General features: G+C 67.6%; 27 protein-coding genes and 1 tRNA gene. 20 read left to right on the forward strand and 8 right to left on the reverse strand.

Annotation, left to right across the window (positions count from 1 at the left end; all coding sequences use genetic code 11):
- Nucleotides 1-12: 12 nt before the first annotated feature.
- From folE to lysS, 10 genes are read left to right on the forward strand one after another with little or no spacing between them, the layout of a single operon-like run.
- The gene (gene folE / locus ACFVV0_RS17725; protein WP_387066065.1) at nt 13-588 is read left to right on the forward strand and encodes a GTP cyclohydrolase I FolE; all 576 of its coding nucleotides are present in this window, start codon (nt 13-15) and stop codon (nt 586-588) included.
- Between the two features lie 8 nt (nt 589-596).
- Nucleotides 597-1,388 (forward strand): dihydropteroate synthase, encoded by a 792-nt coding sequence (gene folP / locus ACFVV0_RS17730; RefSeq protein ID WP_387066067.1) that lies wholly within the window; start codon nt 597-599, stop codon nt 1,386-1,388.
- Nucleotides 1,381-1,767 carry a dihydroneopterin aldolase gene (gene folB, locus ACFVV0_RS17735; RefSeq protein WP_387066070.1) on the forward strand — a complete coding sequence of 129 codons (387 nt, stop codon included), beginning with the start codon at nt 1,381-1,383 and terminating at the stop codon, nt 1,765-1,767. Before folP ends, folB begins: the two co-directional genes overlap by 8 nt.
- Nucleotides 1,764-2,321, forward strand: a complete 558-nt coding sequence (folK, locus tag ACFVV0_RS17740) for a 2-amino-4-hydroxy-6-hydroxymethyldihydropteridine diphosphokinase (RefSeq protein WP_387066073.1) — start codon at nt 1,764-1,766, stop codon at nt 2,319-2,321. Before folB ends, folK begins: the two co-directional genes overlap by 4 nt.
- Nucleotides 2,318-2,806, forward strand: a complete 489-nt coding sequence (locus tag ACFVV0_RS17745) for a DUF3180 domain-containing protein (RefSeq protein ID WP_387066076.1) — start codon at nt 2,318-2,320, stop codon at nt 2,804-2,806. The genes folK and ACFVV0_RS17745 overlap by 4 nt, the downstream gene beginning before the upstream one ends.
- On the forward strand, nt 2,790-3,275 hold the full coding sequence (locus tag ACFVV0_RS17750) for a PH domain-containing protein (protein ID WP_387066078.1): 486 nt from the start codon (nt 2,790-2,792) through the stop codon (nt 3,273-3,275). The genes ACFVV0_RS17745 and ACFVV0_RS17750 overlap by 17 nt, the downstream gene beginning before the upstream one ends.
- Nucleotides 3,272-4,981 (forward strand): PH domain-containing protein, encoded by a 1,710-nt coding sequence (locus ACFVV0_RS17755; protein WP_387066081.1) that lies wholly within the window; start codon nt 3,272-3,274, stop codon nt 4,979-4,981. The genes ACFVV0_RS17750 and ACFVV0_RS17755 overlap by 4 nt, the downstream gene beginning before the upstream one ends.
- A complete protein-coding gene (locus tag ACFVV0_RS17760) occupies nt 4,981-5,772 on the forward strand; it encodes a Rossmann-like and DUF2520 domain-containing protein (RefSeq protein WP_387066366.1) in 792 nt (263 codons plus the stop codon). The genes ACFVV0_RS17755 and ACFVV0_RS17760 overlap by 1 nt, the downstream gene beginning before the upstream one ends.
- Nucleotides 5,773-5,831: 59 nt before the next feature.
- The gene (gene panC / locus ACFVV0_RS17765) at nt 5,832-6,707 is read left to right on the forward strand and encodes a pantoate--beta-alanine ligase (RefSeq protein ID WP_387066084.1); all 876 of its coding nucleotides are present in this window, start codon (nt 5,832-5,834) and stop codon (nt 6,705-6,707) included.
- 59 nt (nt 6,708-6,766) lie between these two features.
- Nucleotides 6,767-8,281: a lysine--tRNA ligase gene (lysS, locus tag ACFVV0_RS17770; protein ID WP_387066086.1), complete on the forward strand. Its 1,515-nt coding sequence runs from the start codon at nt 6,767-6,769 to the stop codon at nt 8,279-8,281.
- 12 nt (nt 8,282-8,293) lie between these two features.
- Here the strand turns inward: lysS and ACFVV0_RS17775 are convergent, their stop codons facing one another.
- Nucleotides 8,294-9,178, reverse strand: a complete 885-nt coding sequence (locus ACFVV0_RS17775; protein ID WP_387066368.1) for a cytochrome c oxidase assembly protein — start codon at nt 9,176-9,178, stop codon at nt 8,294-8,296.
- A 40-nt stretch (nt 9,179-9,218) separates the two neighbouring features.
- Between ACFVV0_RS17775 and ACFVV0_RS17780 the strand changes: the two genes are divergently transcribed.
- Together ACFVV0_RS17780 and cls are read left to right on the forward strand one after the other, a co-directional pair.
- A complete protein-coding gene (locus tag ACFVV0_RS17780) occupies nt 9,219-9,392 on the forward strand; it encodes a hypothetical protein (RefSeq protein WP_387066089.1) in 174 nt (57 codons plus the stop codon).
- Nucleotides 9,393-9,493: 101 nt separating this feature from the next.
- Entirely contained in the window at nt 9,494-10,942 is a 1,449-nt protein-coding gene (gene cls, locus ACFVV0_RS17785) for a cardiolipin synthase (RefSeq protein WP_387066091.1), read from the forward strand.
- 28 nt (nt 10,943-10,970) lie between these two features.
- Here cls and ACFVV0_RS17790 read toward each other — a convergent pair whose 3' ends face one another.
- Nucleotides 10,971-11,951: a pirin family protein gene (locus ACFVV0_RS17790; protein ID WP_387066094.1), complete on the reverse strand. Its 981-nt coding sequence runs from the start codon at nt 11,949-11,951 to the stop codon at nt 10,971-10,973.
- 57 nt (nt 11,952-12,008) lie between these two features.
- Between ACFVV0_RS17790 and ACFVV0_RS17795 the strand changes: the two genes are divergently transcribed.
- The 4 genes from ACFVV0_RS17795 to ACFVV0_RS17810 all read left to right on the forward strand — a co-directional run bounded on the left by ACFVV0_RS17795 (nt 12,009) and on the right by ACFVV0_RS17810 (nt 16,444).
- Nucleotides 12,009-12,449: a hypothetical protein gene (locus tag ACFVV0_RS17795; protein WP_387066097.1), complete on the forward strand. Its 441-nt coding sequence runs from the start codon at nt 12,009-12,011 to the stop codon at nt 12,447-12,449.
- A 117-nt stretch (nt 12,450-12,566) separates the two neighbouring features.
- A complete protein-coding gene (locus ACFVV0_RS17800) occupies nt 12,567-15,092 on the forward strand; it encodes an ATP-dependent Clp protease ATP-binding subunit (protein WP_387066100.1) in 2,526 nt (841 codons plus the stop codon).
- 159 nt (nt 15,093-15,251) lie between these two features.
- Nucleotides 15,252-15,767, forward strand: a complete 516-nt coding sequence (locus tag ACFVV0_RS17805) for an amino-acid N-acetyltransferase (RefSeq protein WP_387066103.1) — start codon at nt 15,252-15,254, stop codon at nt 15,765-15,767.
- A gap of 44 nt (nt 15,768-15,811) precedes the next feature.
- The gene (locus ACFVV0_RS17810; RefSeq protein WP_387066106.1) at nt 15,812-16,444 is read left to right on the forward strand and encodes a hypothetical protein; all 633 of its coding nucleotides are present in this window, start codon (nt 15,812-15,814) and stop codon (nt 16,442-16,444) included.
- 127 nt (nt 16,445-16,571) lie between these two features.
- Here the strand turns inward: ACFVV0_RS17810 and radA are convergent, their stop codons facing one another.
- Nucleotides 16,572-17,933, reverse strand: a complete 1,362-nt coding sequence (gene radA / locus ACFVV0_RS17815; protein WP_387066109.1) for a DNA repair protein RadA — start codon at nt 17,931-17,933, stop codon at nt 16,572-16,574.
- Between the two features lie 92 nt (nt 17,934-18,025).
- Between radA and ACFVV0_RS17820 the strand changes: the two genes are divergently transcribed.
- Nucleotides 18,026-18,976, forward strand: coding sequence for an alpha/beta fold hydrolase (locus ACFVV0_RS17820; protein WP_387066111.1), 951 nt, complete (start codon nt 18,026-18,028; stop codon nt 18,974-18,976).
- 3 nt (nt 18,977-18,979) lie between these two features.
- Here the strand turns inward: ACFVV0_RS17820 and ACFVV0_RS17825 are convergent, their stop codons facing one another.
- Entirely contained in the window at nt 18,980-19,816 is an 837-nt protein-coding gene (locus ACFVV0_RS17825; RefSeq protein ID WP_387066114.1) for an SGNH/GDSL hydrolase family protein, read from the reverse strand.
- Between the two features lie 72 nt (nt 19,817-19,888).
- Here ACFVV0_RS17825 and ACFVV0_RS17830 point away from each other — a divergent pair.
- From ACFVV0_RS17830 to ACFVV0_RS17840, 3 genes are all read left to right on the forward strand, one after another.
- Nucleotides 19,889-19,978 (forward strand) — tRNA-Ser (locus ACFVV0_RS17830).
- Nucleotides 19,979-20,048: 70 nt separating this feature from the next.
- Nucleotides 20,049-20,180, forward strand: a complete 132-nt coding sequence (locus ACFVV0_RS17835) for a hypothetical protein (RefSeq protein WP_387066117.1) — start codon at nt 20,049-20,051, stop codon at nt 20,178-20,180.
- Nucleotides 20,167-20,820: a DUF2625 family protein gene (locus ACFVV0_RS17840; protein ID WP_387066120.1), complete on the forward strand. Its 654-nt coding sequence runs from the start codon at nt 20,167-20,169 to the stop codon at nt 20,818-20,820. The genes ACFVV0_RS17835 and ACFVV0_RS17840 overlap by 14 nt, the downstream gene beginning before the upstream one ends.
- A gap of 13 nt (nt 20,821-20,833) precedes the next feature.
- Here the strand turns inward: ACFVV0_RS17840 and ACFVV0_RS17845 are convergent, their stop codons facing one another.
- The 4 genes from ACFVV0_RS17845 to ACFVV0_RS17860 all read right to left on the reverse strand — a co-directional run bounded on the left by ACFVV0_RS17845 (nt 20,834) and on the right by ACFVV0_RS17860 (nt 23,324).
- A complete protein-coding gene (locus tag ACFVV0_RS17845) occupies nt 20,834-21,220 on the reverse strand; it encodes a hypothetical protein (protein WP_387066122.1) in 387 nt (128 codons plus the stop codon).
- Nucleotides 21,221-21,432: 212 nt separating this feature from the next.
- Nucleotides 21,433-22,014 (reverse strand): helix-turn-helix transcriptional regulator, encoded by a 582-nt coding sequence (locus tag ACFVV0_RS17850; protein WP_387066124.1) that lies wholly within the window; start codon nt 22,012-22,014, stop codon nt 21,433-21,435.
- A 38-nt stretch (nt 22,015-22,052) separates the two neighbouring features.
- Nucleotides 22,053-23,129 (reverse strand): tyrosine-type recombinase/integrase, encoded by a 1,077-nt coding sequence (locus ACFVV0_RS17855; RefSeq protein ID WP_387066127.1) that lies wholly within the window; start codon nt 23,127-23,129, stop codon nt 22,053-22,055.
- 9 nt (nt 23,130-23,138) lie between these two features.
- Complete coding sequence (locus ACFVV0_RS17860; protein ID WP_387066129.1) at nt 23,139-23,324, reverse strand: hypothetical protein; 186 nt, start codon at nt 23,322-23,324, stop codon at nt 23,139-23,141.
- Nucleotides 23,325-23,580 lie beyond the last annotated feature (256 nt).

Here is a 23,580-nt window from a genome sequence, read left to right on the forward strand (position 1 = left end):
GCCGCAGCGCGCATGACCGGATTCGATCGTCCGCGCATCGAGGCAGCCGTCGCCGAGATCCTCGCCGCCATCGGCGAGGATCCGTCGCGTCCCGGGCTCGAGACGACTCCGTCCCGGGTGGCCGACGCGTACGAGGAGTTCTTCGCGGGGGTCGGCAGGGATCCGGTCGCCGAACTGGGCGATCCGGTCCCCCTCGAGGGCCACGAGGCCGAGACGATACTGCTGCGCGACATCCACTTCCGGTCGGTGTGCGAGCACCACCTCCTTCCATTCCTCGGGGTGGCGCATGTTGCCTACGTGCCGGGGGAGCGCGTGATCGGGCTGGGCCGCATCCCGCGCCTGATCGAGACCCTCGCCGCACGACCGCAGGTGCAGGAGCGGCTCACCGAGCAGATCGCCGAGACCATCGAGCAGGGCACCGACGCCCGCGGAGTCCTGGTCGTCCTGGATGCGCAGCACGAGTGCGTGACCACCCGTGGCGCCCGTCAGACCGACAGCAGCACTGTGACGATCGCCTCGCGCGGCACTCTGGCCGAGCCGTCCGCGCGCGCCGAGATCGTCGCCCTGATCGGGCGTGACGTCGCGTGACGCTCATCATGGGCGTCCTCAATGTGACGCCGGACTCGTTCAGCGACGGCGGTCTCTGGCTGGAGCCCGAGGCGGCCATCGCGCACGCCCTCGACCTGGTCGAGGAGGGCGCCGAGATCATCGACGTCGGCGGCGAGTCCACCCGTCCGGGAGCGCGCAGCGTCGACCCCGTCGAGGAACAGCAGCGCGTCGTGCCGGTCATCAGGGCGCTCGCTGCGCGGGGGATCACCGTGAGCGTCGACACGATGCACGCGTCGACCGCGCGAGCGGCAGCCGATGTGGGCGCCGCCATCATCAACGACGTCTCCGGCGGCCTCGCCGATGAGGGGATGCCCCAGGCCGTGCTCGACACCGGCCTCCAGTACGTCGTCATGCACTGGCGCGGCCAGAGCGACACGATGGACTCCCTCGCGACGTACACGGACACGGTCGCCGAGGTGCGGTCCGAGCTCTCGGCCCGGCTCACGGATCTCGTCGGCCGCGGCATCGATCCCGCCAAGCTGATCGTGGATCCCGGCCTGGGCTTCTCCAAGAACGCCCACCACAACTGGCAGGTGCTCGGCAACCTGGCCGCTTTCGAGACGCTGGGCTACCCCGTGCTCATCGGCGCATCCCGCAAGCGTTTTCTGGGCGCACTCCTTCCCGACGATGCATCCGCGGTCGATCGGGACGCGCCCACCGCCGTGATCAGCGCCCTCGCGGCCCAAGCCGGTGTCTGGGCCGTGCGGGTGCACGATGTCGCATCCACCCGCCTCGCCCTCGACGTCGCCCGGGCATGGCAAGCTGGAACCGATGACTAGGCCAGCTTCGACCCACCGAACCGACTCGATCATCCTCACCGGGCTGCGAGTGCGGGCCCACCACGGCGTCTACGACTTCGAACGCGAGAACGGGCAGGACTTCGTGATCGACGTCACCGCGTGGCTCGACCTCGCCACGCCTGCCGCCAGCGACGACGTCGAGACCACCCTGCATTACGGCGAGCTCGCGGTCGAGGTGGCGGATGCGGTGCGCCGCGATCCCGTCAACCTGATCGAGGTCGTCGCCGAGCGCATCGCAGGCGTAGTGCTGGCCCACCCGCAGGTCACCGCCGTCGAGGTCACCGTGCACAAGCCGGACGCGCCCATCGAGGTGCCCTTCGACGACGTCGCGGTCCGCATCCTCAGGGAGCGCTCATGACCGGCGGCGTACGTCCCAAGCCTCAGCGGCTTCGGGTGGGCGTGCCCGGGGTACTCGCGCTCGGTTCGAACCTGGGGGACCGGGAGGCGACCATCCGCGCGGCGCTCGAGGCGCTCGACGCGGTGGCGGGCATCCGGGTCGAGGTGGTGTCGGCTCTCTACGAGACCCCGGCGCTCAAGCCGGCCGGGGTGGATCACGACGCTCCCGCCTACCTCAACGCCGTCGCACGCATCCACACGGTGCTCCCACCGCTCGCCCTGCTCGACGCCGTCAACGCCGTCGAGAACGACTTCGGGCGGGTGCGTGACGAGCGCTGGGGCGACCGCACGCTCGACATCGACATCGTCGACCTCGACGGCCTGGTGACCTCCGACGACCGGCTGATCCTTCCGCATCCGAGAGCCGCCGAACGCGCCTTCGTTCTCGTGCCGTGGCTCGACGTCGACCCGGATGCGGTGCTCGCGGGGCACGGCCCCGTCGCGGCGCTCGCCGCCCGCGCAACAGACGTCGTGACCCGGTATCCGGCATCGCAGGCTGACGGGGGTGCCTCGTGAAACGCACCAGGGCCACGACCCTGATCGCACTCGCCGTCGGTGGAGCCGTCGTCGGCTTCCTCGTCGAGCTGGCCGCGGCCGGAGGCGGGATCGCCGTCTTCATCCCTCCGCTGACCCTGCCGATCACCCTCGTCGCCATCGCGGTGATCGTGGTCGCGTTCGCGGTGCCGATCCGGCGAGCCACTCATCCCCGCGCAGGGAGAACGGCGCGGCCCATCGACCCGTTCCAGGCCATGCGCGTCGTCGTTCTCGCCAAGGCGTGCAGCTTGAGCGGCGCCCTGCTCACCGGAGGCGGGATCGGGTTCCTGGTCTACCTGCTGAGCCGTGCGGTCATCCCGGCAAGCACCTCGATCGTGTTCACGGTCACGGCGACGGTCGGCGCGGCCATTTTGCTCGCCGCCGGACTCGTGGCAGAGCACATGTGCCGGCTCCCCCCGGAAGACAAAGACGACGATCCGGAGAACGCTCATGCCCACTCGACTTGACCTCTCCGTCGGCGACTGGAAGCGCGTGTCGCCGAAGTATGTCGTGGTCGTGATCGTCGGCGCGCTCATCACCGGCCTGATCGCGGCCGCCGCGGCGACCTTCCTCTGGCTGGTCGCCCGCTGGGACTGGGGCTGGGTGCTTCTCGTCGCCGTCGTCGTGATCACCGTGATCGGCCTCATCGTCGCGCCGCGCCGCGCCAGGTCCATCGGCTACCGGATGCGCGACGACGACCTCCTGTTCCGTCGCGGCATCATGTTCCAGCGCTTCGTCTCCGTGCCGTACGGCCGCATGCAGCTCATCGACATCAACCGCGGGCCGGTCGGCCGGATGCTCGGACTCGCCGACCTCAAGTTCGTCACCGCCGCCGCGGCGACCGGGGTGCTCATCCCCGGCCTGCCCGAAGCGGAGGCGTCGGAGCTGCGCGACCGGCTCGTCGAGCTGGCGGAGAGCAGGCGGGCGGGATTGTGAACGGCCTGCCGGGGGGCCCGCTGAGCGCATCGGAGAAGGCCGCCGAGCGGTTCACCGACGGCGAGTGGCACCGGCTGCATCCGGCCACACCGCTGCTGCGCGGCGGGATCTTCTTCGTGGCCGTGCTCGGTTTCGTGCTCTCCAATCTGCGTGAGCGCATCGTCAACTTCTTCATCGGCGCCCCGACCTCCTACAGCGGAGACCCGATCGACCAGATCTACGACCGGGGCTGGGAGTGGTGGGCTCTCCTCGCCGTCGCGGTGGTGCTCCTCGCGGCCATCGGCGCGTTCTACCTGTCGTGGCGGATGCACACCTTCCGCATCACGGGTGACGCGGTCGAGGTGCGCAGCGGCATCTTCTTCCGCACCCAGCGCAAGGCGCGGCTCGACCGCATCCAGGGCATCAACGTGGTGCGCCCGCTGCTCGCCCGCATCTTCGGGGCCGCGAAACTCGACATCACAGTCGCCGGCCACGATGCCAACGTTCAGCTGAGCTATCTCGGCTCGGTGCTCGCCGACGGGCTGCGGGCGGATGTGCTGCGGCTGGCCTCAGGGGTGAAGGCAGCCGAGCAGGAGGCGGCCGACGTCGCGCAGGGTGCGGCGGGGGTGGATGACGCGAGCGGCGGAGTTGCGGGAGCGGTCTCCGGGCTGGTGAACCGTCGCGTCAACGAATTCCTCGCGCCTGAGCTCGATCCGAACGCCGCCCCGCCGCAGTCGGTCGTCAAGATCCCGCCGCTGCGACTGCTCGGGTCGCTCATCCTGAGCGGTTTCACCATCTTCATCATCATCGTCATCATCGTGCTCATCGTCGGCGCCTCGACCGGCCGATACTGGCTGCTGTTCGTCGTTCTCCCGGGTCTCATCGGCTCGGCCAGCTTCTACGTCAACAGGTTCACGAAGTCGCTCCGCTACTCGATCGCTGGAACCCCCGATGGAGTGCGGGTCGGCTTCGGTCTGCTCAGCACGAGCAATGAGACGCTGCCTCCCGGCCGCATCCACGCCGTCGAGGTGATGCAGCCGCTGCTGTGGAGGCCGTTCGGCTGGTGGCAGATCCGCATCGACACCGCCGGACATTCCAAGGAGAAGGGCGCCGCCGGGCAGGCCAACACGACGATCCTTCCGGTCGGCGACGCCGACGACGTCGCGCGCGTGCTCTCGCTGGTGCTCCCGGGCTTCGCCACCGAACAGCATCGCGCGGTCATCTCCGCCGGCATGATCTCGCGGGGACGCGACGACTTCGTCGGAAGCCCGAGCCGCGCCCGGTGGATCCGCCCCTTCTCCTGGCAGCGCACCGGCTACAGCATCCTCGACGGCGTCATCCTGCTGCGCCGAGGGGTCGTCTGGCGCAGCCTCGCCATCGTTCCCCTCGCCCGCCTGCAGAGCCTCGAGATCGAGCAGGGACCCATCGACCGGATGCTGCGCCTCGCCTCCACCCGCCTGCACACGGTGTCGGGGCCCGTGCGTCCGCGGCTGCCCGGGGTCGACCGCGACCAGAGCGTCGCTCTCTTCGACACGGTCTCGGCGGGAGCGATCGTCTCGGCGGAGTCGGACAGGAGTCATCGCTGGGCGTCGCTCGACGCGACCGCCGTGCCGAACGTTCGTCCCGAGCTGCCTGTCGCACCGTCGGCTCCGGCGGCCACGGCGAGCACAGCGGCCACGGCGGCGCCTGCGCCCGCCGCCTCCGACAGCGAACGAGAGGGATCGTGATGCAGCGTTCGGGACGACTCGGACTCGGGATCGTCGGCGCCGGCAAGGTCGGCCCGACGCTCGGAGCCGCACTGGCCGGCGCGGGGCACGCGATCGTCGGCATCTCCGCCGTGTCCGACGCGAGCCGGGAACGTGCCGAGGCGATGCTGCCGGGTGTTCCGATCCTCGATGTCCCGGTTCTCGTCGAGCGCAGTGAGCTGGTGATCCTGGCCGTTCCCGACGACGAACTCCCGGGGCTGGTCGCCGGGCTCGCGGCCACCGGAACCTGGCAGCCGGGGCAGATCGTGCTCCACACCGCGCCCGGGTACGGTGTCGGGGTGCTGGCGCCTGCGATGGCGGCCGGCGCGATTCCGCTCGCCGTGCATCCGGCACTCGAGTTCACCGGGACGAGCCTCGACCTCGCCCGTCTCGCCGAGAGCTACTTCGCGGTGACCGCACCCGCACCCGTGCTCCCGATCGCCCAGGCGCTCGTGGTCGAGATGGGCGGGGAGCCCGTCGTCGTCGCCGAAGCGGATCGTGCCGCCTACGCCGAGGCGATCGCGACGGCCACCTCGTTCTCGCGGGCGATCGTCGACCAGGCCACGGGCATCCTGCGCGACATCGGCGTCGAGAACGCAGGCCCGTTCCTCAGTTCGCTGGTGAGATCGGCCGTGGACAACGCCCTCACCCGGTCGTCGGCCCCCTCACTGCTCGACACCGGTGCCGTGCTCGGCGAGTTCGGGCCTCTCGGCGTCGACGTCGGCGATGATGACGACGCTGATGACGATGGACCAGGCGCTCCGCGCGAGTAGCCTGGATGTCCGGCTGTTTTCGTGAGCGCCCCGCCGGGGTGCCGGCCGTAGGGGAGCAGATGCCTGAGGTCGTGACCACCATCGCCGAGCTGCGCGGGCGCATCGCTTCGGCGCGCGAGAAAGCATTGCGGGAGGGCAGCTCCGACGCCCCGGATGCCCGGGTGGTGTTCGTTCCGACGTTGGGCGCCCTGCACGACGGGCACCTGCAGCTCGTCAACCGGGCCAAGGATCTCGGCGGCATCGTGGTCGTCTCGATCTTCGTGAACCCGCTTCAGTTCGGCCCGGGCGAAGATTTCGATCGCTACCCGCGCACCCTCGAGGCCGACGTCGCGAAGCTCGAGGGGCTCGCCGACTTCGTGTTCGCGCCGAGCGGCGCCGAGATGTATCCCGAAGGCACGCCCGACACGCGGGTCGTCGCCGGTCCGGTGGCCGCACTGTACGAGGGCGCGATCCGTCCTGGGCACTTCGACGGGATGCTCACGGTCGTCGCCAAGCTGCTCAACATCGTCGGCCCCGACCTGGCGGTGTTCGGCCAAAAGGACGCCCAGCAGGTTCACCTCGTCGGTCGCATGGTGCAAGACCTGAATCTTCCCGTGACCATCGCCGTCGTCGACACCGTGCGCGAGAGCGACGGATTGGCCCTCTCGAGCCGCAACCGCTTTCTCGACGACGCCCAGCGCACGGCTGCCGTCGCCCTCTCACGCTCGCTCGCTGCGGCTGCCTCGGCAACTGCCGGCGGTGTGGATGCGGTGCTCGCGGCCGCCCGCGACTCCCTCGACGCCGAACCAGCCGTTAAGCTGGATTATCTCGTGGTCGTCGACCCGGACACCTTCCAGAGCGTCGACGCCGAGTACCGCGGCCCGGCCGTCGTGCTCGTCGCCGCCCAGCTCGGAACGACCAGGCTCATCGACAACGAGCGCATCAGCATCCCCTGATCGCCGCCCCGCCCCGCCTCCCGCCCCGACGGACTCCCGCCACCGAACGAAAGACTCACATGACGGACGCGCAGACCACCGAGCCCGAACTCACTGATGACGAGATCAGCGAGCAGAAGGCGGTCCGCCTGGCCAAGCGCGAGCGTCTGATCGCCGAGGCGAAGACACCCGGCGGCGGCGCCTACCCGGTCGCCCTTCCGCTCACCACGACGATTCCCGCGGTGCGGGCCGAGTACGGCCACTTGCAGGCCGACGAGACCACCGGTGTGATCGTCGGCGTCGCCGGTCGGGTCGTGCACCTGCGGAACACCGGAAAGCTCTGCTTCGCCGTTCTGCAGTCCGGTGACCGGACGCGCATCCAGGTCATGGTGTCGCTCGCCTCGGTCGGCGAGGAGTCGCTGGCGGCGTGGAAGGAACTCGTCGATCTCGGCGACCACCTCTTCGTCTCCGGAGAGGTGATCTCCAGCCGCCGCGGTGAGCTGTCGATCATGGTCGCCGAGTGGGAGATCGCAGCCAAGGCCATCCAGCCGCTGCCGAACCTGCACAACGAGCTGAGCGAAGAGACCCGGGTGCGCAGCCGCTACCTCGACCTGATCGCGCGCGATCAGGCTCGTACCAACGTCATCAACCGCGCCAAGACCGTCGCCAGCCTGCGCCAGACCTTTGCGGAGCGTGAGTTCATCGAGGTGGAGACCCCGATGCTGCAGGTGATGCAGGGTGGCGCATCCGCCCGCCCGTTCGTCACGCACTCGAACGCCTTCGACACCGAGCTGTATCTGCGTATCGCCCCGGAGTTGTACCTCAAGCGTGCGGTGGTCGGCGGCATCGACCGTGTCTTCGAGATCAATCGCAACTTCCGCAACGAGGGCGCCGACTCGACCCACTCGCCCGAGTTCGCCATGCTCGAGGCCTACCAGGCTTACGGCGACTACAACTCCATCGCCGAACTCACCCAGACGCTCATCCAGAATGCGGCGCAGGCCATCTCGGGTTCGCACGTGGTGACCTGGGATGACGGCACCGAGTACGACCTCGGCGGCGAATGGGACCGGATCCGCATGTACGACAGCCTGTCGGATGCGGTCGGCGAAGCGATCACTCCGGCCACACCTGTGGAGAGGTTGCGTGAGATCGCGGCTGCGGAGGGAATCGAGATCGAGCACCCGCTCCCCGGCAAGTACGTCGAAGAGCTGTGGGAGCACTTCGTGAAGGGCGACCTGGTGCGCCCGACCTTCGTCATGGACTTCCCTGTCGACACGAGCCCGCTCGTGCGCGCCCACCGCTCACGCGAGGGCGTCGTCGAGAAGTGGGACCTGTACATCCGGGGCTTCGAGCTGGCGACCGGATACTCGGAGCTCGTCGATCCCGTGGTGCAGCGCGAACGTTTCGTCGAGCAGGCCAAGCTGGCTGCGGCCGGGGACGGCGAGGCGATGCGCCTCGACGAGGAGTTCCTGCGCGCGCTCGAGTTCGGCATGCCGCCGTCCGGCGGAATGGGGATGGGGATCGACCGGCTGCTCATGGCGCTCACCGGCTTGGGCATCCGCGAGACGATCCTGTTCCCGCTCGTCAAGTAGCGGTCGCGGCCCTCATCGCCGTGCGCGCAGGTGCGCCTGCGTGAGCTCTTCCATCTGCTCGTCGGTGAGCTCGTCGAGCTTCTTGCCTTCGCGGCGATCGCTCTGCGTCCACCGCACGAACAGGAAGATCAGCACCGGGATGTCGGCGATCTCCGCGATGAACCAGAGCAGATCGCCCGACAGGTGCTGGTCGTGCAGCGCATTCGGGAACCAGAGCGGAAGCCGTCCGAGGATGGCCGGAGCATGGTCGAGCACGCCGTCGTTGAGGCGAAGGAGCAGGCCGGGGACCGCATCCAGGAGCATCTCGACGAAGGCCAGCAGGAACTCGATCGTGATGAAGAAGCTCGTTCGCACCACCGCGTGAGTCGCGATCGGCAGCACCATCAGCAAGCCGGCCAGCGGGGTGATCCCGGTGATGATCCACTCCGAGGCGGGACTGTCCCTCAGCACGGCCGCGACCGGGCTGAGGAACACCAGGAAGGCTGCGCAGGCGAAGAGCGGAGCGAAGATGGCGTTTCCGAACAGGCGGACGATCCGCGAGTTCACGACGGCATCGGTGACCCGGCGGGACCTCCCGTGCAGCGCGGCTCTGGCGAGACCGATCGGCTTGCCCAGGCTGAGGAATGCGGGAACCACGAAGAGCAGCAACGCGATGCGGGTCGTGAACGCCCAGCGGAGCTCCGAGCTGTATGCGCCGAGGAACCCGAACGAGATCCAGGCGTACGAGCCCAGCCCGAGGGCGAAATAGTAGACCGCCAGCCGGCGCGGCCATCGGTGACCACGTCGTCGCAACGAGAGGATTCCGGCCAGGTAGAGCGCGGCGGCGCCGAGGATGACGATGAACGCGACAGGGTCGAAATGCCAGGTCGTGAGGAACGTGGTGAGTGGTGGCGTGATGAACTCCGTTCACAGCTGGGGGCGTTACCATTATCGGGTTATGAATGATGTCGTCGCAGGTATCGTCTGGTCGCTGGCCCCGACCGTTCTCGTCGGGTTGCTCTTCTGGATGATCATGCGCGCGATCCTTCGCGCCGACCGCACCGAGCGCAAGGTGTACTCGCGCATGGAGGCTGAGGAGCGCGCCCGCCGCGGGCTCCCGAACAAGCCGTAACGCGCGTTCGCAGCCGTGCTTCGGTACGGTAGCGATAGCGGCGCGCACCGGGCGTGCCGCTTCCGTCGTCGGAGGGACTCACGCCTGTGGATGCTGCCGTCTTGACGACGATCATCGTAGGGCTGGCTCTTCTCGTCGATTTCGTGATCCGTGTGATCGCCGTCATCGTGGTGCCGCGCAACCGCAAGCCAAGCTCTGCGACCGCCTGGCTGCTCGCGATCTTTCTGATCCCGTACATCGGCGTGCTGTTCTTCCTGCTCATCGGCAGCTACAAGCTGCCGAAACGCCGGCGTGAGAAGCAGGCCGAGATCAACAACTTCATCATCGAGAGCACCGAGGGCATCGAACGGGTGAGCCGCGACCATCCCTGGCCGCCGTGGCTGGAATCCGTCGTCGAGCTGAACCGGAACCTGGGCGCCATGCCCCTCGTCGGCGGCAACCGCGCAAGCCTCAACGGCGACTACGACGCATCGCTGGCGGCCATGGCCGCCGAGATCGAAAAGGCTCAGCGCTACGTGCACGTCGAGTTCTACATCCTCTCCTGCGATCAGACGACGAAGCCGTTCTTCGACGCGCTCGAAGCTGCCGTGAAGCGCGGCGTGGTCGTGCGGGTGCTGCTCGACCACATCGCGTCGTACCGGACTCGCGACTACAAGCGTACGATCAGACGCCTGACCGACATGGGCGCCAAGTGGCAGCTGATGCTGCCCGTTCAGCCGTTCAAGGGCAAGTACCAGCGGCCGGATCTGCGCAACCACCGCAAACTCCTCATCGTCGACGGCAAGGTCGGCTTCATGGGTTCGCAGAATGTGATCGACCGCAGCTACAACAAGCGGTCGAACATCCGGCGCGGACTCAAGTGGAAAGAGCTGATCGTGCGTCTCGAGGGTCCGATCGTGGCCGGTCTGAACGCCATCTTCATCACCGACTGGTACAGCGAGACCGATGAGCTCCTGCGCCGCGAGACCGAGCCGATCATCGCCGAGCTGACGGAGGACGCGCTCGACGCGCAGGTGGTGCCGAGCGGGCCCGGGTTCGAGGGCGAGAACAACCTCCGCCTCTTTCTCGCCCTGCTGTACTACGCCCAGAAGCGCATCGTCATCACGTCTCCGTACTTCGTGCCCGACGAGTCGATGCTCACCGCCATCACGACCGCCACGCAGCGCGGTATCGCTGTCGAGCTGTTCGTGTCCGAGATCGGCGATCAGGCGCTCGTGTACCACGCACAGCGGTCGTACTACGAGGCGCTCCTCCGCGCGGGCGTGCGCATCTGGATGTACAAGCAGCCCTACATCCTGCACGCCAAGCACTTCACGATCGACGACGATGTCGCGGTGATCGGGTCGAGCAACATGGACATGCGCTCGTTCCAGCTCAACATGGAGGTCTCGCTCATGGTGCGCGGCCGCTCCTTCGTCGATCAGATGCGCGAGGTCGAGGACGGCTACCGCCAGCAGAGCCGAGAACTCACCCTGGAGGAGTGGATGCGCCAGCCCCTTCGGTCGACCGTGCTCGACAACCTCGCCCGGCTGACGTCCGCCCTGCAGTAGGCGATCACGCGGTCGCGCGACCGCGCGCTCAGCCGCGGGGCTTGAGCCTGACCGTGGGGAGTTCGGGGGCGGGGAGGGCGGAGCCGTCGTATCCGGAGATGTGACCGAATCGCCCGTCCGGGTCGGCTCCGCCGATCACCTCCTGCTGCCACTGCGCACGGGAACCGACGATGTCGTCGTGGCTGCGGCCGATGAAGTTCCACCACATGACGATCTGCTCTCTGAGCGGTTCGCCGCCGAGCAGGATGAGCCGCGCATCCGTCTCGCCCACGGTCACCTCGAGCGTCGACCGGCCGGGGCAGGCGTACGCGAGATGCGCGACGGGCACCGGGGTTTCATCGACGGCCACCTCGCCGGCGTCGACGAGCACGCCGTGCTCGAACGCCGGGTCGAGCGGCACCACGATCGTCGAGCCGGCCGGCACGGTCAGCTGCGCGCCGACGAGCGGACTGAATACGGTCGCATCCGTGCCGCTGCCCGCAAGGGAACCGACGAAGGTGCGCACGTCGGCGTCGCCGATCCGGCCGACGACCGGGACCTTGTGCTCGAAGAACGGCGCCGCATCCCGGAAGGCCGACGGCAGTGCCACCCAGAGCTGAACCCCGTGCAGCATCGTGGTCTGCTCGGTGGACACCTCGGAATGGCTGATGCCGTGCCCGGCCGTCATCAGGTTGAGCTCGCCCGGCCGGACCAGGGCGTGACTTCCGACGCTGTCGCGGTGCTCGATCTCACCGGCGAACAGCCAGCTCACCGTCTGCAGCCCGGTGTGCGGATGCGGTGGCACGTGCATCCCGCCGCTCACCGAGACGTCGTCGGGGCCGTAGTGGTCGATGAAGCACCAGCCGCCGATGAGCGAACGCTTGCGCTGGGGGAGGGTGCGCCGCACGTTCATGGCGCGCGGCCCGCCCAGCGGCACGTCGCGCGGCTCGAGGATCTCGATCGTGCCCGTCTCGATCACGGCCGTGTCCCCGGCGACGAGTTCGGCGGGGTCGCGCTCCAGATTGCTCACACGAGCATCCTAGAACTCGTTCAGCCGGCCGACGAGGTGCCTTCCTAGAATGGTCGCGTGCCCCAGATCACACGCCCCGCCGTCCGCGCCCGTCTCCCGTTCGCAGCCGCCGGCGTGATGCTGGTGGTCCTCGCGCTCGCCGGATGCTCCACCACCTCGCACAAGCCCGTCGACGAGTACAGCGGCGAGCCGAAAGGGGTGGAAGCGCCCGCATCCAGTGCCGGCGGGGCCGCGTTCGCGGTCTGGCTGAAAGACGGCGGCCAGTTCGCAATCGCTCTCTACGGCAGCTCGAGCTGTCCGCCCAAGGTCGCATCGGTGTCGGTCGCGGCGAGCAACCAGCTCGTAGCGACGCTCGCTCCGGCGCCCGGCGGGATGTGCACCCGCGACTACGTGCCGCACACCACCGTGTTCGCCACGCCGAGCGGCATCACCACGACATCGGATGTGTCCATCAAGCTCCCCGACACGACCCTCACCTTGCCGGGCCTGCCCGGCTGATCCTGGGAAGAAGGTCCATCCGTCACGCCCACGGCGAACAGGGGCAGTTTCGGGGGGCACGGGTGGTTACTCTCTTTGTATCGACGCGACCCCTGCAAGCGCGTCTGAGGAGTAGACATGTTCGAGAGATTCACCGACCGAGCCCGCCGGGTCGTCGTCTTGGCGCAAGAAGAAGCCAAGATGCTGAACCACAACTACATCGGCACCGAGCACATCCTGCTCGGCCTGATCCATGAGGGCGAGGGTGTCGCTGCCAAAGCGCTCGAGTCCCTCGGCATCTCCCTGGATGCCGTGCGCGAGCAGGTGCAAGACATCATCGGCCAGGGTCAGCAGCAGCCGACCGGCCACATCCCCTTCACTCCGCGCGCCAAGAAGGTGCTGGAGCTCTCGCTTCGCGAGGCCCTGCAGCTCGGCCACAACTACATCGGCACCGAGCACATCCTGCTCGGCCTGATCCGCGAGGGCGAGGGCGTCGCCGCTCAGGTGCTCGTCAAGCTCGGTGCAGACCTCAACCGCGTTCGCCAGCAGGTCATCCAGCTCCTCAGCGGATACCAGGGCAAGGAGCAGGTTCAGGTCGGCGGCAACGATCAGGCGACCGCGCAGGCCGGAAGCCAGATCCTCGACCAGTTCGGCCGCAACCTCACCCAGGCTGCACGTGACAACAAGCTCGACCCCGTGATCGGCCGCGAGAAGGAGATCGAGCGGGTCATGCAGATCCTGTCTCGCCGCTCCAAGAACAACCCCGTGCTCATCGGTGAGCCCGGCGTCGGCAAGACCGCCGTCGTCGAGGGTCTCGCCCAGGCGATCGTCCGTGGTGACGTTCCGGAGACGCTGAAGGACAAGCAGCTCTACACGCTCGACCTCGGCTCGCTCATCGCCGGCTCCCGCTACCGCGGAGACTTCGAGGAGCGCCTGAAGAAGGTCACCAAGGAGATCCGCACCCGCGGCGACATCATCACGTTCATCGACGAGATCCACACCCTGGTCGGTGCGGGTGCTGCCGAGGGCGCGATCGACGCTGCGAGCATCCTGAAGCCGCTGCTCGCCCGTGGCGAGCTGCAGACCATCGGCGCGACCACGCTCGACGAGTACCGCAAGCACTTCGAGAAGGACGCCGCGCTCGAGCGCCGGTTCCAGCCCATCCAGGTGGCCGAGCCGTCGCTTCCCCACGCGATCAACATCCTCAAGGGGCTGCGCGACCGCTACGAGGCGCACCACAAGGTCTCCATCACCGACGGCGCGATCGTCGCGGCGGCGAACCTCGCCGACCGCTACATCCAGGATCGCTTCCTCCCCGACAAGGCCATCGACCTGATCGACGAGGCCGGCGCCCGTCTGCGCCTGTCGATCCTCTCGGCCCCGCCGGAGCTGCGCGAATTCGACGAGAAGATCTCGGCGGTGCGCTCCAAGAAGGAAGCCGCGATCGAAGACCAGGACTTCGAGAAGGCCGCCAGCCTGCGCGACGAGGAGAAGAACCTCCTCGGCGAGCGTCTGCGCCTCGAGAAGCAGTGGCGTTCGGGCGACGTGAAGACCACGGCCGAGGTGGATGAGGGACTCATCGCCGAGGTGCTGGCGCAGGCCACGGGCATCCCCGTCTTCAAGCTCACCGAGGAGGAGTCCGCTCGCCTTGTGTTCATGGAGAAGGCGCTCCACCAGCGCGTCATCGGCCAGGAGGAGGCCATCGCTGCCCTCTCCAAGACCATCCGCCGCACCCGCGCCGGCCTGAAGGACCCGAAGCGTCCCTCCGGCTCGTTCATCTTCGCCGGCCCCACCGGTGTCGGTAAGACCGAGCTGGCCAAGGCGCTCGCCGAGTTCCTGTTCGACGACGAGTCGGCCATGATCTCCCTCGACATGTCGGAGTACGGCGAGAAGCACACGGTCTCGCGACTGTTCGGTGCCCCTCCCGGATTCGTCGGCTTCGAAGAGGGCGGGCAGCTGACCGAGAAGGTTCGCCGCAAGCCGTTCAGCGTCGTGCTGTTCGACGAGATCGAGAAGGCGCACCCCGACATCTTCAACTCGCTGCTCCAGATTCTGGAGGAGGGACGTCTGACGGATGGCCAGGGCCGCGTCGTCGACTTCAAGAACACCGTGATCATCATGACCACCAACCTCGGCACCAAGGACATCACCGGCGGCCCCGTCGGGTTCCAGGTCGAGGGTGACTCGCAGACCGGCTACGACCGGATGAGCGGCAAGGTGAAGGAGGAGCTGAAGAAGAACTTCAAGCCCGAGTTCCTGAACCGTGTCGACGAGATCATCGTGTTCCCGCAGCTGAACAAGAGCGAACTCCTGCAGATCGTCGACCTGTTCATCAAGCGCCTGTCGACCCGCCTGCTCGACCGCGACATGACCATCGAGCTGACCGTTCCGGCCAAGGAGCACCTCATCGAGGTCGGGTTCGACCCCTCCCTCGGTGCTCGCCCCCTGCGCCGCGCCGTGCAGCACGAGATCGAGGACCGACTGAGCGAGCGCATCCTGCAGGGTGAGCTGAACGCCGGAGACCACGTGCACGTCGACTTCAAGGACGGCGAGTTCGTGTTCACCACCGAGTCCCGCAAGGAGCCCGTCGGCGCCGGAATCAACGCCACGGCCGCGATCGGTGCAGGGCCGGTCACGCCCGACCTCGCCGCCTCCGGCGAGTAAGCGCCTCCACGAAAGCGGGGCCGTCCCTTCGGGGGCGGCCCCGCTTTCGCGTGCGGGCCGGGCGGGCGCGCCCGGCCCGCCCCGGCCTTGAGTCACGGCAGATCGACTTTCCCCCGCCGCCGAAAGGTCGATCTGCCGCGACTCGGTAGGCTTAGGAGAGTGAGTGGTGAGAACGCGGTGTACAGCATCCGTCGGGCGCGCACGAGCGACGTGGCGCGCATCCGGGAACTCGTGGAGCCGCTCGTGCAGCGACGAATCCTGCTGGGCAAGGATGCGGTGGTCTTCTACGAGTCGGTGCAGGAGTTCCGGGTCGCTCAGACGGCCGACGGCGAACTGATCGGCGTTGGCGCGCTGCACGTGATGTGGCGCGACCTGGCCGAGGTGCGCACTCTCGCCGTCGCAGACGCCTGGCTCGGCAGGGGTGTCGGCCGGGCGCTGCTCGCCAGGATCGAAGCGGATGCGCGCGAGCTCGAACTGAGTCGCCTCTTCTGCCTCACGTTCGAGGTCGGCTTCTTCGAGCGCAACGGATTCGTGGACATGGGCGACGAGACGGTCGATCCTGAGGTGTACGCGGAACTGGTGCGCTCGCACGACGAAGGTGTCGCGGAGTTCCTCGATCTGGCACGGGTCAAGCCGAACACCCTTGGAAATACACGTATGTTGAAGCATCTCTAGCGCGTTGCCACGGCTTACCGCGCCCGCGCGGCTATCCTGCAGGCATGTCGACGTTCAAGCACCCTGTCGGCCCTCAGCCGAGCAAAGTCTATTGGCGACGCCGGCTCATCGTCGGCCTCGGCCTCCTGGCCGTGATCGTCATCGTCGTGCTCATCTTCGTGCGCCCCGGATCCTCGAGCGGAACGCCGACGAGCACCGGCACCCCGAAGTCGACGACGACGCCCGCTGCTGACAGCACGAGCATCCCCACCACTCCCACGACCGCGAGTGGCGACCCGTGCAAGCCGGCGGATGTGACGGTCGAGGCGACCACGGACGCCACGAGCTATGCGGCCGACCAGATGCCGAAGCTCTCCCTGTCGGTCACCAACAAGGGCACCGTCCCGTGCAAGCTCAACGCCGGCACGTCGCAGCAGGTCTTCACGATCACCAGCGGCACGGAGGTCTACTGGAAGTCGACGGACTGCCAGGCCGAGAAGGTCGACGCCGAAGTTCTGTTGGAGCCAGGCAAGACCATTTCATCGCAGACCCCGATCGACTGGGACCGCACCCGCTCCGATCCTTCGACCTGTCAGGCCACGCGCGAGCCGGTTCCCGCGGGCGGCGCCTCGTACCACCTGTCGGTCTCGGTGGCGGGCATCGAGTCGGCGGAGACCAAGCAGTTCATCCTGAACTGACCTGGCGGCGTGGGCGCGCGGCTGACGCTCGGCAGGAGAATTCGCTGAGCGGGTCGGCGGGTCGTCCGTCCCGACGGAGATTCAGAGCCGAATCGGCCGATTCTTCCTGCTGGCGGCGAGCGGCGGGCTAGAACGCGGCGTCGAGTTCGCGGTCGCGGGGGCTCGACGCGGCCGGGAAGGCGAGGCGTAGCGCTTCCCGGATGCTCTGGCTGCTCGAGTCGATGCGCGTCGTGAACCCGAGTCGGGTGGCTTCGGCGATGCGCTGCTTGCCGTTGCTGACTGGCCGGATCTCGCCGGCGAGACTGATCTCGCCGAATGCGCTGAGGGTGTGCGGGATCGGCTTCTCGTTGGCGGCCGACGCAATCGCGAGGGCGATGGCGAGGTCGGCGCCCGGTTCGGTGAGGCGCACGCCGCCGACCGTGGAGACGTAGACGTCTTTGTCGCCCAGCTGGATCAGTGCCCGGCGCTCCAGCACGGCGAGCAGCATGGCCACGCGCGACGAGTCGACGCCGTTGGTGACCCGCCGCGGGTTGGGTGCGGTGCTCTTGACGACGAGGGCCTGCACTTCGACCGGGAGCGGCCGACGGCCCTCCATCGCGACGGTCACGCACGTGCCGGAGACCGGGGTCGTGGTGCGGCTGAGGAACAGGCCGCTGGGATCGGTGACCTCCGCGATGCCGTCACCTGTCATCTCGAAGCAGCCGACCTCGTCCGTCGGCCCGAAGCGGTTCTTGAGTGCGCGCACGAAGCGGAGCGAGGTCTGTCGGTCGCCCTCGAACTGGCAGACCACATCCACCAGGTGCTCCAGCAGCCTGGGGCCGGCGATCGAGCCGTCCTTCGTGACGTGACCGACCAGCAGCACCGGCAGGTTGCGGTCTTTGGCGACCCGGATGAGGGTGCTCGCGACTTCGCGCACCTGACTCGGACCGCCGGCGAGCCCGTCGCCGTTGGAGCTGGAGACCGTCTGCACGGAGTCGACGATGACGAGCTGGGGGTCGAGCGCGTCGATCTGGCCGACGATGGTCGCGAGGTCGGTCTCCGACGCGAGGAAGAGCTGGTCGTGCATGGCGCCGGTTCGTTCGGCGCGCAGCTTGACCTGGCTCACCGACTCCTCGGCGCTCACGTAGAGCACGCGAGAGCGGGCACGGGCGGCTCGGGATGCGACCTCGAGCAGCAGTGTCGACTTGCCGACGCCCGGCTCTCCGCTCAGAAGGATGGCGGCGCCCGGAACGATGCCGCCGCCGAGCACCCGGTCGAATTCGGCGATGCCGCTCGGCCAGTGCCTCACGGTCTCCGCCTGCACATCCGTGATCGCACGTGCGACTCGGTCGACGCCGATGGTCACTGGCTTCAGCGCCCGGAGCACCCCGGTCGGCGCAGCGGCCTCGGTGACCGTGCCCCATTCCTGGCATTCGCCGCAGCGCCCCGCCCACTTGGCTGTCGTCCAGCCGCATTCCGTGCAGCGGTAGTTCAGCTGCGCTTTGGCCACGCTTCCTCCTCGGTACGGGTCTCACTGTATGGCCGACCACCGTCATCCGGCGCCAGGTCGCACGGCCTGTGGACAAGTCCTAGCCAGGGTCGGTGGCCGAGAGCACAATGGGCGGCATGGCGAATCTGACCTTCACCCTGGAGTCCGGCCGCACTGTCGGCGTCACCACGTTCGGCGATTCGGCCGCCGAGCGTCTCGTCGTCTTCTGTCACTCGGCGCCCGGCTCGTCGATGTTCGATCCCGAGCCCACGGTGTCGTCGACCCGCAATGTGCACATCGTCGCCCTCGACCGGCCGGGATACGGCTCCTCCGAACCGCTGCCACCGGGAACCTGGCCGAGCATCACGAGGTATGCCGATGACATCGCGGAATACCTGCGGGTGGTGACGAAGGAGGAGATCGAGCTCGGCATCACGCGACCCCGAACGGTCGGCATCGCCGGCTGGTCGGCCGGTGGCCGGGTCGCCCTCGCTTTCGCGGCCCGCTACCCCGATCTCGTCGACCGGGTGGCCCTCATCGCCACCCCGGCGCCCAACGAGAAGGTGCGGTGGATCGATCCGCCGCTGCAAGCGGAGTCCGATCGCCTCGCCACGCTGCCACCCGACGCGGCGATCGCCCAGCTGACCGCGATGGTCCAGCCTCAGGCCCTCGCCGTGCTGGCGGCCGAGGACGACGACGCGGTTCCGCTCGACCTGATCGGCGATACGCAGGTGGACGCCGACGTGCTGCGGCTGCCCGGTGCGCGCGACCGGCTGGCCCGCATGCTGCGCGACGCCTATCGGCAGGGGGCGCACGGAGTGGCGGCGGACATCCTGAGTTACACCGCGCACCCGTGGGGCTTCGCGCTGGGTGATGTCGCCGCCAAGACCCTCATCGTCAGCGGCAGGGGAGATCCGATCGCAGGAAGCGCGCACGCGGCCTGGTATCAGAAGGCTTTGCCGGATGCGCGGGTCGAGATGTTCCCGGGCGCCGGCCACCTCGTTGTGATCCCTGCGTGGGAGAGGGTGTTGTCGCACCTCGCACCGGGCACACTGCGCCAGTAGCGGTCAGGCGCTCGTAGCGGTCGCTTCCGGGGCAGGGGATGCGGTGGGCTCGTCATCCGCTGCGGGTGTGCTCTCGAGCGTGTGCGGTCGTCGCGGGAATCTCTCGGCCACGCGGGCCGTGACCTCGGGAAGGAACGCCGATGCCCACACCCGGTAGCCGTGGTCGTTGGGATGGAAGAGGTCCTCGGCGAACTGGGTGACCATCCCGCGGACCCCCTCGCGCTTCATCGTGTCGTGCAACGGCACCACCGTGAGTCCGCGTTCTGCGGCGACTTTGCGCAGGATGCGATTGCCCACCGCCACCTTCTTCTCGTTCCACGGCAGGTAGAAGCAAGGCAGGTCGGCGACGACGGCATCCTTCGGTAGTGCCTCGAAGACCTTGCGGATGCCGGCCTCGAACAGGTCGGGCTCGAACGCGGCGATGTCGTTGGCTCCGATGGCGACGGTCACAATGTCGGGTTGGAAGGTCGCGAAGCGCGGCAGCTGGTCGGCGACCGCGAGTGCGACGGTCGCTCCCGAGACGCTGAGGTTGACCACCCGAACCGTCCGGCCGGTGGTGGCGCGGATGTGGTCGGCGATCACCCCGACGTAGCTGTTCTTGGGTGCTGAGGCGCCGATCCCTTGCGCGGCACTGTCGCCGAGTGCGACGTAGAGCAGCTCGCCTTCGGTGTTGGCCGTGTCCCGCCACCATTTCGAGTGAACCGGAAGTGTCTCGTTGATGGTCGTCCGACCGCGCGCGACTCGCGCCTGCGCCCTGCGGATGCCGGCCCACGCCCCGATGCCGACGGCCGCGGTCGAGACACCCGCCGTGAACAGAGCCAACTTCTTCTTCGGGACCATTCGCCAGATATTACTCCGCACCCGCGACAGGCTGATTGGCGCGGGACGATCGCATCACGTAATGTAGTCGCCGGTACCGTGTCCGAGCGGCCGAAGGTGCAACTCTCGAAAAGTTGTGTGGGTGAAAGCCCACCGTGGGTTCAAATCCCACCGGTACCGCCATGTGCAAGCCCCCGCGATCCCTGTGTCCAAAAGGGATGCGGGGGTTTTCGCTTGCTCGAGAATGGTCCATTTGCCCACGATTTGCCCACGCCTCGAACTGCACGAAGCCTCGCGTCGCGGCGAGCATCCGGCGCCCGACAGCTGGTGGCTGTACGCTCTCGGCATGACGGAGACCTGGGAGGGGATGCATGTCGAACGCTGACGAATCCGTCTGGCCGGCACTCCTCCGAGGGATCGAAGAGGCCCAGGTGGATGTTGAGGTTCTTCCTGTGGACCCAGTTCGAGGTCGGGCGGCATTGGAAGGGCTTCAGCTAACGGAACGGTCCGCGCTGGGGTCGATTGCCGCGCATGCGGGCGGCCTCGCGCTCGACACTAGGTGGTTGCGAATCTTCGGTAGCGGCTCGCCTGGGCTGCCGGGCTTGGCAGAACAGAGCAGCGGAGCAACCAGTCAGTCGCATCTGGTGGTCGCGTTCGATGCGCTAGGTGGTCGATTCGCCATTGATGGTGGTGGCCTCGGGGTCGCCGCTGGTGAGGTTTGCTATTGGGGGCCTGACACGCTCGCGTGGTCCGGCATCGGCGGGGGCTATTCAGAATTCATCGCGTGGGCGCTCGGCGGAGGGCTGCCGGAGTTCTATGGCACGTTGCGCTGGGACGACTGGCAAGACGAAACCCGATCATTGGGACTGGATCAAGGCTGGTCCCTCTACCCTCCACCGTTTTCGGAACAAGGGCAGGATGCGAACTCAGTGTCCCGCGCAGTCGTTCCGCTCGTCGAACTACACAGCTTCTATGCGGACGTTGCGCGTCAATTCGACGCCGGCGGCACCGAGGCGCAGCTCTGAGACTCCCGGTCCGCTATGCGAGTTCGGCGCGCGGAGGCACCGGCAGTTTCGGGCTGTTTTGATCGAGAACCGCCTGGACGATAGAAGCCGTCCGCTCGGTCAGCTCGTCGCCCGGGTAGAACGACTCATAGAGGTCTTCGACCTCGTCGACCGTTGTTAGACCGACTGCTGGGATGAGTACTTCCAGGTCTTCCAGTTCTCGACGGCCGCGCTTCTGTGCCGCGTAAACCTTCATCGCGAGCAGCGTCTCCGCATCCGCGACCTGAACGGTCACGCCGTCGGCGTCGTAGATGGTCACCCAACTTGCCGGACGGCCGTAGCCGCTCGGTAGGAACTGTGTGGCAGCGTCGTTCAGCCAGTCGCCGCGCCAGTTCCGTTCGGCTGCGATCGTGCTGGCCACAGCAAGGACAACATCGGGCGGAGTGACAGGTCCGTCGATGTCGACGGTTGCCGATCGGTACTCGTTGAGAGTGAGAGCGATGGCCGCGCCTCCGACGATTTGGATCCGTGACGGCTGTCCGATTCCGCGCAGGCGGCTGACAAGATCGCGGAGGCCGTCGATTATCTCTGCTCGCGTGAATTCAGCCCTTGCGGGACCGCGTGAAGCGTTCGTCATACGCTGGCCAGCTCGTCGGCTTCGATGAGCACGCCACGCTCGCGAAGGGGCTCAGGGACATTTTCGAGGTTGACCGGGATAGAGGCGGCGGCAGCGGACAGAGGAGGTGTCCAGTCCCAGCCCCGGTTGCCGCGCTCTTGGGCAACCCAGCTCGGAAGCGGAAGGCGGGCTTCGTTGAGCCGCCATTCGGTTACGCCCGCAAGGGCCGCGTCCCATTCGGGACTGATGCGAGCCGGCGGCTCGATGGCGAGGACGAAACGATCTGCCGGGTCGGGTGTGGTGAGGTCATCGGCGACCTGCACCAGCACGCGATAAGCGCGCCTAACGTTGTTCTGACGAACGGCATCGGCCAGTACGGTGGAGGCCTCTGCAACAGAAGTGCGGCCGTCGGTTTTGACGGGGATAAGACGCACGCGGGATGCGCGCGCGATCTTCTCGATCGTGGAGGCGGTGGGGTCGCGGCGGCCGTTCTCGATCGCGGCGATGTTCGAACGCTGGATGCCACTCTGCTTGGCTGCGTCGGTGAGGCTAAGACCGGCGCGAACGCGCGCCTGTTTGAGAGAAGTTTGGATGCTCATGGCTCACCTCCAACTAGTGTCGAATTCGATACTACCACTCAAAGCGATCGTGCCCTGGCGTCGTGGAGAGCTAGCGAAACGGAATCCAGGTCGTCGTCGAAGAGATCGGCGTACACGTCGAGTGTCATCGCCGCTGAGGCGTGTCCGAGCATCCGCTGGACTGCTTTGACGTTTGCCCCGGATGCGATCGCAAGGCTGGCAGCGGTGTGGCGAAGGTCGTGGATTGTGAGGTCCTCTGGGACTCCGGAGCGTCTCTTGGCGTAGACGAACCAGCCCTTGCGTTGGTCGGGTCGGCGCTGGTGTGTGAAGCCGTCGCCGAACACGAGTGCCCGGCTGGGTTTGCCGGCGCACAACTCTTCGAGCGGCCGGACGAGGAACTCGGGGAAGGGAACGCTTCGGCGCTTGTGGGACTTGGGTGTTCCGACAACGAGGTCGCCACCGACCATGACCGCGTTCTCGTCGACCTGGAGCCGGCGACGTTCGACGTCGACGCTATCGACTCGCAGAGCGACGGCTTCGCCCCAGCGGAGCCCTGTGTAGGCGAGCAGCCGAACCAGTGTGCCGTGGCTCCGTGACTCGATCGCGAGAGCTTCGACCTCCTTGTGTGAGAGGTACACGTGGCGCTTCTTGTTCTTGCGGGGGAGTACGACCCCTCGTGCGGGGTTGCTGGGCAGTCGCCGGTCTCGGACAGCAACGTCGAGGATGCCGGCGAGTACGCCGTAGGCGCGGAGCGTGACCGTGGCGCTGCGCTTCTCCGCGAGGGCGGTCAGCCAGTCTTGAACATCGCTGTAGGCGACGTCGGTTAGTCGGACGGTCTCCCATCGAGGTGCGACGTGAAGACGCCATGTGATCTCGAGCGGGCGGTACGCGGAGGGTTTCATGGCGGCTTTGCGAGCCTTGAGCCACGATTCCTGCCTCTCGCCGACCGTTGCGCGAGACAGGGCCGGGTCGATGTACTCGCCGGTCGCGATCTTCGTCTGCACGGTTGCTAGGTAGATCTCTGCGGCATGCTTGGTCCGCAGGCCTCGCTTTTCCTTCTGCGCGTGGTCTGGGGCGCGCCAGCGGACGCGGTAGCGGCGGCCCGCCGCCGTGTTGTAGGGAGTGATGCTTCCCATGGCTGAACCCTAGATCCGACCACCGGCATCGGCGCGCCGTTTGATGAGCGCCTGGCGGCTGAGACCGGTCCGGGATGCAAGAGAGTTCCAGCTCTCGCCGGTTGAGCGGAGCGCCTCGATGAGTTCGTCGCGCTGGGTCCGCAGCTGGTCCTCCTCGCTGCGGAGGAGACCGATGGCCCGTCCGACCTTGCTCAACAGTTTGAGGGCGTCGGCGCGGCTGCTCCATCGTTTCTCCAGGGCAGCGACCGCGTCGGCGGCGCGCCGCTCTGCGGCTAGTACCTCGTTGCGCGCGGCGATAGCTGCAGACGTGCGCGCCCGCTGGATACGCTGCCGATCGTAGGCGGCCAGTTTGCGTAAGTCTCGGTCTGATCGCGAAAAGTGTCCCCATACTCATGAATTGCGATTTCGCACAGCGATTGGCGCGCTGGCGGCGCGCAGGTGAGACAGCCTG

Origin of the sequence: Leifsonia sp. NPDC058230, assembly GCF_042882245.1 — a bacterium.
Lineage (GTDB): Bacteria > Actinomycetota > Actinomycetes > Actinomycetales > Microbacteriaceae > Leifsonia.